Genomic DNA, 9,289 nt, shown 5'->3' with positions numbered 1-9,289 from the left:
TAGCAGCATTCGCACCAAGCGATTCCATGGCGCTATTAATCATTGCACTTTCTTTACTAGGATTGGGCTGGAACTTTGGCTTAATTAGTGGTACTGCTCAAATAGTAGATTCAACAGAGCCTTCCACTCGTGCAAAAACGCAGGGGAAAATGGATGTTTTAGTGGCACTTGCAGGAGCTTCAGGTGGTGCTCTTTCAGGAATGGTAGTAGCAAATGCAAGTTATGCAATACTATCTTTAGCAGGAGGGCTTTTATCCTTAGTACTTATCCCAGTGGTTATTTGGTCTAGAAGAGCTTGAGATGAGTTATAGGACACTAAAGTTTTTAATCTGATACTAGTTTCAAAGCAACCAAGGCTATTTTTTTGAAACATGTAGTGAAATCAAGAATTTAGAGTGAATTTAAATATAACTTTATTAAAAAACAATATAATTTAAGGTTCTTTTGTTGGCATTCGGTACTCCGAAATGTGTATCAAAAGAACCTTTTCCTGTTAATTAATAACAAATAAAGTAGTTTTAAAACAAGAGCCTAAACTCGCATTTTATGGTTTTTATTTTGGCAAATTTTTATTTACTAACTCTAAGGTGTTTTTAATGTAATTGTGATAAGGCGTTTCGGGTAGCGAATCTATATTATCAGCTGCCCTCTTTGCAAAAATAAGTGCTTCTTCTACCTTTCCTAGCTGTAAAAGACAATAAGCCCTATATGCATCTGCTGTGTAGAGAATACATAATTCAAGCGGGTAACTATTTGTATTTGGCATCTCAAATTTCTCAAATTCTTTTAAGGCTTCATTTATCTTTTTTTTCCCTAATAACGCTTTACCTCTTTCAAGATAATAAAAATCATTTCCAAGATTACCGTTCAGTAAGATAGCGTACTTATTTAAATAAACAAGAGCTTGTTTATAATCTTTTGAGATTTGATTACAATAATGAGATTGCAATAATAGTGTAAAAGCTAAGGACCTATTATTATCACTAAAAATAGCAAACTGTTGAGATTTTTTTATAAAATAGGAAAAATCATTTTCATTGTTATGAAGAAGTGCTTGGAACGCTGCTATTCGGAAGATATTATCCATTTTATAAAAGACCATTTTTCTTTTTGATATTTCAATTAATTGATTTAGTTTATCCTTTCCAGATTTATATTCACCAATTCCAAAGAGTAAGACCATTTCAACGAAATTTGCTTCTATATCAACAAACAAATCAATTACTATAGCCTTTTCCTCATATTCTTTTTTAACACTTCGTAACATTATTAGAGCTGCATGATACTTGCCGTTTTTTGCAAGATATTCTACTTCATATACTTTAGCCGCCAAGCAATGGCTATAAAGAGATAATCGTTCATAAATTGTTATTGCCCAATCTATCAACTTTTTTCCACGATTTTGATCTGTCTTTATTATTACTCTTCCAGAAATATCTAATATTCTGGCAGATTCCAATGAAATAGGAAACTGTTGTTCAAATATATTTTGCGTTAGATTAATTATCTGTTCATCGTTGTTTTTATCAAAGGCTTCCTCTAATTTCTTAAGTAAAAACTTTAGCTCATCAGGAGTAGGGTTACCTAACAAATACTGAGGATCACAGCCTAACTGACGTGCAATGAATTTTAAGCTCTCCATAGAAGGGTTTGCACGTCCATTTTCAATCATACTTAACATTCCTTTTGACATTTTATTATCAGCTAGCTCTAATATTGTCATTCCTTTTTCTACTCTTAATTTTTTTATTCGTTTCCCTAACTCATTCATTTCCAACATCCTTTGTAATTCTATAATTTTAGTTCAATTATATTAAACTTTGTGTTGAAAAGAAAATTATTACATGCTAAGATGAGTTCAATCAAATTGAACTTTTTGAGATGAACTAAACAGGGGAGAAGATGAGGGATTGAATATGAGTGAATTTATTGAGGACAAAGTCGAACAAAAACTAGATATAGGTGGTATTGAATTATATTATGAAATATTAGGGAAGCAGCATGGAGGTCCTACATTAGTTTTCGATTCAGGATATGGAGTAACTTTAGATAACTGGAATCCAATTAAAGATGAAATATCAAGTTTTTCAAAAATGTTCATTTATGATAGAGCTGGTATTGGAAAAAGTGATATAGATGACAGACCTCGACATAGTAGACAAAGTGTAGAGAATTTACGTATTTTACTAGTAAAAGCAGGTATACAACCGCCATATGTATTAGTAGGACACTCATTCGGGGGATTAAATATAAGATTATTTGCTAGTACATATCCGGAGGAGGTTGCTGGAGTAGTTCTTTTGGACTCAACTCACGAGGATCAAAATAAAATATTGCCTTCTTTATTTTCAAAAGAAGTTCAGGAAGCGTATTATAATCAATTTACTTTAGAAGGCTCTCTTAATGAGGTTGAAGAAAGTTTAGAACAAGTTCGTACTTCTAAATCCTTTGGAAGTATTCCATTGATAGTCGTTACTGGCGGTCTGCAGCCTTTTCATACAGAGGAATCTATGGCTGCTTGGCTTAGATTTCAGAGAGAGCTTGCTAACTTATCAACGTATAAACGACATATTATTGTTGAAGATGCAGGACATGCAATACATATTGATCGACCACAAGTTGTTATTGATGTAATAAGGGATTTGTTAGCTACAATAAAGAATAATAATAAGAATTCATGACGTAAATTTTTAAAAATTTATTGCTATTAGTAATAGTATATTAATTATGATTATTAACGTCCTTAGATTAGTAATAAATGACTACACAGTAAATATAACTTCAGTAGTTTAATAGAGGAGGCTCAACAAGACTTTATTGTAAAGTTAATGGGCTTCCTCTATTAAAATAATTATACAAGTATTGGACAAAGCCGTATCCTAATTTATGATGACAAAAAACTTTTTGTTCAATAGGTCTCTTTAGGAGTGAACTGACCGATTCCCTTTAATTTGGAGTCAAAAAATTCAAGTATTAGTTCATTTTCTGTTTCAATACAATATAATTTATCTATATCAGCTTCTCCGCGCTGTACAATATTTGCCAGTATAGGAGAGAAAAGCGGTAAATCGGTTAAGCTTAAATGTTTTGCCCCTTGGAAATGAACAGTATATGCTTCTTTGAAGTGCTCATTATTGAGTTTGTTTGCTATATAAATGGGACTACTATCGAGCTGTCTCCAAACATCATCAGAATAAATGTTAAGGAGTGGGGTTGTAAAGTCTTTGTTACTTGCTACAAAATCATCTAGTTCTTTCTTATAAATAAGTTCACTAAAGAAAGAGGCATCGATATTTACTACTGCACTTATATCATCACGCTCCCTGTCTAGCCAAACACTTGCTGCACCGCCCATTGAATGTCCAAATACACCAATTTTCTCTGTATTGATATGTTGATAAATAGGGTTATTGTCATTTTTGGCTTTTGCAAGTATTGTATCAAGGACAAAATTCATATCGTCTGTTCGTAGTTTCATCCATTTTTGGATAATATTATAGCGTTCTTCATTCGAGTAAACACCTTTATTTGCATTTTCCACTTCATTTTTAAAATCTGAATTGATCATAGTGACTTTTCCATCCTCTGAACGAGTATAGAAGGAGTGATAGGGATGATCGATGGAAACAACTATATAACCATGGCTTGCTAGCTCAGTAAATGTAGAGGCGTTACTTTCCTTGATTCCATATGCTCCATGTGAGAATACCAAAAGCGGATATGTTCCATCTGCCTTTTTTGGATACCAAAATTCCACATTCACGAATCTGTTTTGCTCCGTGTCTACAAATTCCTCGATGCGCTCTTCATCGTAAAATGTCTCAGTAGCGGTTGCGACTTCATATTCGCCTGTCACTTTTGGTGATAGGTACTGTGGAAAAATAATGACAGGTGAAAGTACAAATACAAATGTCACTATCATCATTATCGACTTCCAGACAATGCTAGAAGTTTTGTATGGTTTGTTTTTTGTTTTCTTAAGGATAAGAGCTACTGTCCCATTTAAAGCTAATAAGAAAAGTAGTATAGCAAGCATTACCCAACTAAAACTCCAAACAATCACTGATGAAACAATAAGTAACACAAATACTATAAATATAGCAATCCTAATCCAATTCTTTATTTTGTTATGGTTTTTCTTAGTCGCTATGCAGTAGAATGCAAAAGCAATCTCGAAAATCAAAGCCATTAATAATAGTAAAATTCCCATTATTGTTCCTCCATCTCATAATTTTTATGAAATCATCATAATAAACGGATGGAAGGATGTATATGGAAAAACAGTAAGTTGTATTCACAAGCCAATAAGATGCAAAAAACGGTAAGCTCTAATGCTTACCGTCAATAATTTGTTATCTGATAACTACTGCTTATTGATTTTCTTGACTACTCACCTAATTCTTTCTTCATTAATTTTAGTTTTTCATTGATTTTTTTTACATCTTTTTTATCATTTTGCCATGACAGTAGGCGAATGATAATATAGATTACCGCAATTTGCAGTGCTAGAAAAATTACATCTAATGCATCGTTTACAATATTAATAGCGCTGCCTAAGACGATCAATAAAATCTCCAAAGTAAAGAAATGAATAATTATTCTTATACGCATTTTCTTCTCACTAAGATCATTAGGAGAATATAAAATAAATCCAGTTAATGCACTTAAAAGTGAAAATGACATAATGATATAAATTGACTTTAAATCAAAGGCCATATTGGGATAATATATTTGTCTTAAAAAAGTAATAATAATAATTATCGATGCGAAAATAATCAAGAAATCCTTAATGATGTCTCGTACAAATTCGGAAAGTTTCATATATGTATCCACCTTTTACAATCTAAGCATTTTTTTTAGAACAGGCACATACTGCCTTGAAATAACAGTACGTTCTCCGTTATCCAGTACCGCTTCGAATCGACCACTTATCGTCGGATAAACAGATGAAATTTTGGTGATGTTCAAAATTGTTGATTTTGATGCGCGAAAACAGTTTTTTCCTTTGCATAATTCCTCTAATTCGTATAGTTTTTGTTTCACCTCAAAGACGTTATCTTTGCAGTAAATAAAAACTTTTCCCTCGACTGCTTCAAAATAATAGATATCACTAAGCTTAATGCGGTGAATACGATCATTTTGATGTCCAAGTAGAATAAGATTTTCAGTTTTCAGCTTGTTTATGATTTCATTTATTTCGTGATCAACCTCATGACATCTAATAATAATCTCTTCTTCTTCTTCTTGGCTTATTTCTTCTATTGAAATTTTCAAATCATCACCCACGAAAATTCAAATTATTTCTTTTGACTATACCTTCAGACAATTCTTTTTATATTTTATCAGATTAAAGTTTGGGATAGTAGTGGAAAAAGGGCAAGTGAGAACTACTAAGGGAAATCAATTTCCAAAATTGGATTCACTACATGAAAAATTACAGTTCTTTTTGTTTTGAAATTGCTGTCCTTTTGACATTCAACTACATATTTCACTGATAAAGTGAAGGCTAAGCTTAGTAAAACACAAAGCATTTTTAGATGAATTGAATTTTTATAAAAAATTTGTTAATATAAATATACAATTATGAGAGGACTGATGGATGAACAATGATCAACTAATCTATATTTTAAGTTGAAATCAATAACTTCAAACTACAAAATATAGGATTAGTCTGTCCATTTTTATCAATCAATCGGTTTTTACTTTATTTGCCATGTTTCCTATGGCAAAAAAGTCCTTATTCAATACCAGTGAAAGACTAATCCTTCCAATGACAAATTGGGAGGATTTTTTATTTTTATTCAGCTTTCTGGATGTATTGTTTATCTGTAGCGAAAGCAAAGCGAAATTGATTCTCTCATAGTCAATATTCTGTCAAATCTAATGAAAGGAGTGAGAAAAATGAGCGATTCAGACACAATTGTTACACACGTAAACCTCCGTATAAGTCGTTAATATCCATCAAACTTATACGGAGAAGTATTACACTAGATGGATGTACCGACTTTGTATTAATAGAAAAAAGTGTTGATATACAAAGGAGGAATTTTCATGTCAATGATACAAGTTCAAGATTTAACTTTTTCCTATCCAGGTAGCTTTGATAATATTTTCGAAGGCGTAAACTTTCAATTAGATACCGATTGGAAACTTGGGTTTATCGGTAGAAATGGTCGAGGTAAAACAACATTCTTTAACCTATTATTAGGAAATTATGAGTATAGTGGGAAAATCATTTCATCAGTTGAATTTACTTATTTCCCATATCCAGTTTCAGATAAAAATAAGTTTACTTATGAAATTTTTGAAGAAATTTGCCCACAGGCAGAAGATTGGGAATATCTTCGTGAAATATCCTATTTAAATGTTGATGCTGAAGTTATGTACCGACCTTTTAAAACATTATCTAATGGAGAACAAACAAAGGTGTTGCTTGCTGCACTTTTTTTGGCAGAGGGTCAGTTTTTATTAATTGATGAGCCGACCAATCATCTAGACACGGATGCTCGAAAGGTTGTCTCTGATTATTTAAGGAAGAAAAAAGGATTTATTTTAATTTCACATGACAGAGTCTTTTTAGATGGCTGTGTTGACCATATCTTATCTATAAATAGGGCAAATATTGAAGTTCAAAGTGGTAATTATTCTTCTTGGAAGTTAAATTTTGATAGACAGCAGGAACACGAAGAGGCAACCAATCATCGTCTACAAAAGGACATCGAGAGATTAAAGCACTCTTCAAAGCGTTCAGCAGGCTGGTCAAGTCAAGTGGAAGCTTCCAAAAATGGCACTACGAATTCAGGCTCTAAGTTAGATAAGGGCTTTGTAGGACATAAAGCAGCAAAGATGATGAAGAGAGCTAAGAACATAGAATCAAGGCAGCAAAAAGCTATTGAGGAGAAGTCAAAACTGCTAAAAAATGTGGAAAAAACGGAGACCTTAAAATTAGAGCCATTGGTCTTTCAGTCAAAGCAACTATTGGCTTTAGCAAATGTGTCTGTACAATATGATGGTCAGCTAGTGAATCAGCCAATTAGCTTTAAAGTTGAACAAGGTGATCGAATTGTACTTGATGGAAAAAATGGTAGCGGGAAAAGCAGTATCCTAAAACTTATTTTAGGAAATCCGATACAGCATACGGGCTCAATAAATCTTGGGTCGGGGCTTATTATTTCCTATGTCCAACAGGATACATCTCATTTGAAGGGAATGTTAGCGGACTTTATTGAGGAGCATAACATTGATGAAACGTTATTTAAATCGATCCTTCGTAAAATGGATTTTGACCGTATTCAGTTTGAGAAAGATATCTCTCATTATTCTGGTGGACAAAAGAAAAAGCTTCTAATAGCCAAAAGTTTATGTGAAAAGGCTCATTTATATATTTGGGATGAACCATTAAATTTTATTGATATTTATTCACGCATGCAGATTGAAGAGCTAATTCAAAAATTTAATCCCACAATGGTATTTGTTGAGCATGATCAGGCATTTCAACAAACTGTTGCAACAAAAACGATTACTATGTAGCTAGTAAACAAACGTTTTTATTTCTGTTAGATAGAATCCATTTTGAGTAATTTTTTTCAAAATGGATTCTTTAAGAAGATATTTTTTGGTACTAGAATGAAAGAGGACACACTGAAGCTTTACTCAGTAGTTAGAAGATTTTACAAAAAAGAGAATGCAAGGTAAAATAAATACAATCCGAAAACAGAAGGGAAATTAGACTTTTATGCTAAAACTTATTATCGCAAATTAAATTCCAATGAATTTAATAATAAGGACTATTCTGTAATTTTTGAAAATTATAGGTTTATTAGTGATGTCCTTTTGCGATAAATGAGAGAAGCAAATGTTGTCTAATCCAAATATAAGCAAATAATAAAGTATTAAATCAGACTGAGATATAAGGTTTGATCTTCAATACTTTAGTTTGCATATAAAGAGACTTTATGGGTTTTTGCTCATAAAGTCTTTTGCTGTTTTTAGGAGGTGATAATTCCCATAAAATACATACAATACAAAAAAACGATTGAAACAAAAATTGGAGGGAATTAAAATGGAAAAATATGAATTAGTAAGTGATTATCGAAATAATGAAAGCTTGAAGGAAAGCTTTAATGCCTTAGCAATGAAAACATTCAAATTAGATTTTCGAGGCTGGTATAACAAAGGGTATTGGAATGACACTTATATACCCTATTCATTTGTAGATCAAGGTAAGATTATTTCAAATGCTTCAATTAATAAAATGTCAGTAATTATTAATGATAAAGTATATAAAGGCATTCAGATCGGTACTGTAATGACAGATGAAAATTATCGCAATCAAGGCTTGGCGAAGCGATTAATGCTGCATATTATGAAAGAACACGAAAATACCTATGATTTTATGTATCTTTTTGCGAATGATACGGTATTGGATTTCTATCCAAAGTTCGGCTTTACACGTCTAGATGAAAGTGAGTTTAGTTTAGACTTAGCAAAAAGTTCCATTCAAATGAAAATAGATGCAAAAGTTAAGCAGCTTTCTATTGACAATGATCTTGAATTACTTGAAAAATTTGCGAAAAACCGCCATGTTAACTCAATGATTTTAGATGTTGAGCATAATGAAAGTTTATTAATGCTTTATTTTACGATAGTATTTCATGAGACTATTTTCTTTGTGGAGGATTTAGAAACGATTGTGCTAATGGAAGAAGAAGGAGATACGCTGCATATTTTCGATATCATTTCGTTAAATGCTCACAATGCGGAAGCTGTATTAGCAAGCATTGTAAAGGAAACAACAAAAAAAGTGGTATTTTATTTTACACCTAGTTTTACAATCAAGGGCATGACAGCAACCATTATGCCAAATGATGATGATGCGTTATTTGTTTTAGCGAAAAAAGGATTGCTAAAGGGTAACTTTATGTTCCCGTTAACATCACATTGTTAATAGGAAAAGCAAAACCTCATTTTTAATCCACAAAATGAGGTTTTTTCTTGGTGCTAATGTATTCAACATAAAATCTTTTTGCCCGATTGCTCTGAATTAACTATTGTCTCAAGAACAGAGTAGCGGGGCATTGTTATTTGCTCGTTTTCAAAGCCTCCCAAAAATAATTTTCCCCATTAATAGCTACATCGGGTTAGCCGAAGAATAGCTCCAGACAAAGAAGAAATTGCTAAGGTCAGAGAAGAATCGCTCCGGTTCAAGGTAAAACTGCTCGGGTCAGAAGAAGAATCGCTCAGGATCAAGGTAAACCTGCTCAGGTTAGAGGAAGAATCGCTCCGGTCC

At 32.4% G+C, this 9,289-nt stretch carries 7 protein-coding genes and 1 pseudogene; 4 read left to right on the top strand and 4 right to left on the bottom strand.

The window, feature by feature from the left end; genetic code table 11:
* Nucleotides 1-299, top strand: a pseudogene (locus tag B2R82_RS12835) (MFS transporter); the annotation flags it as partial.
* A 254-nt stretch (nt 300-553) separates the two neighbouring features.
* Here the strand turns inward: B2R82_RS12835 and B2R82_RS12830 are convergent.
* Nucleotides 554-1,771, bottom strand: a complete 1,218-nt coding sequence (locus B2R82_RS12830) for a helix-turn-helix domain-containing protein (RefSeq protein ID WP_286925233.1) — start codon at nt 1,769-1,771, stop codon at nt 554-556.
* 145 nt (nt 1,772-1,916) lie between these two features.
* Here B2R82_RS12830 and B2R82_RS12825 point away from each other — a divergent pair, with 145 nt between their 5' ends.
* Nucleotides 1,917-2,681 (top strand): alpha/beta fold hydrolase, encoded by a 765-nt coding sequence (locus tag B2R82_RS12825; protein WP_286925232.1) that lies wholly within the window; start codon nt 1,917-1,919, stop codon nt 2,679-2,681.
* Between the two features lie 227 nt (nt 2,682-2,908).
* On the opposite strand, the gene B2R82_RS12820 is transcribed toward B2R82_RS12825, so the two are convergent.
* From B2R82_RS12820 to B2R82_RS12810, 3 genes are all read right to left on the bottom strand, one after another.
* A complete protein-coding gene (locus B2R82_RS12820; RefSeq protein ID WP_286925231.1) occupies nt 2,909-4,210 on the bottom strand; it encodes an alpha/beta hydrolase family protein in 1,302 nt (433 codons plus the stop codon).
* Between the two features lie 176 nt (nt 4,211-4,386).
* Nucleotides 4,387-4,821 carry a DUF3021 family protein gene (locus tag B2R82_RS12815; RefSeq protein ID WP_286925230.1) on the bottom strand — a complete coding sequence of 145 codons (435 nt, stop codon included), beginning with the start codon at nt 4,819-4,821 and terminating at the stop codon, nt 4,387-4,389.
* A 15-nt stretch (nt 4,822-4,836) separates the two neighbouring features.
* Nucleotides 4,837-5,286 carry a LytTR family DNA-binding domain-containing protein gene (locus tag B2R82_RS12810; protein ID WP_286925229.1) on the bottom strand — a complete coding sequence of 150 codons (450 nt, stop codon included), beginning with the start codon at nt 5,284-5,286 and terminating at the stop codon, nt 4,837-4,839.
* A gap of 765 nt (nt 5,287-6,051) precedes the next feature.
* Here B2R82_RS12810 and B2R82_RS12805 point away from each other — a divergent pair.
* Both B2R82_RS12805 and B2R82_RS12800 read left to right on the top strand, forming a co-directional pair.
* Nucleotides 6,052-7,530: an Lsa family ABC-F type ribosomal protection protein gene (locus B2R82_RS12805; protein WP_286925228.1), complete on the top strand. Its 1,479-nt coding sequence runs from the start codon at nt 6,052-6,054 to the stop codon at nt 7,528-7,530.
* 532 nt (nt 7,531-8,062) lie between these two features.
* On the top strand, nt 8,063-8,947 hold the full coding sequence (locus B2R82_RS12800) for a GNAT family N-acetyltransferase (RefSeq protein WP_286925227.1): 885 nt from the start codon (nt 8,063-8,065) through the stop codon (nt 8,945-8,947).
* Nucleotides 8,948-9,289: the final 342 nt, after the last annotated feature.

It is taken from the genome of Lysinibacillus sp. UBA6686, assembly GCF_002455205.1.
Lineage (GTDB): Bacteria > Bacillota > Bacilli > Bacillales_A > Planococcaceae > Lysinibacillus > Lysinibacillus pakistanensis.
The sequence above is the reverse complement of the archived record's forward strand: the minus strand, read 5'-3'. Positions and strand labels throughout refer to the sequence as shown.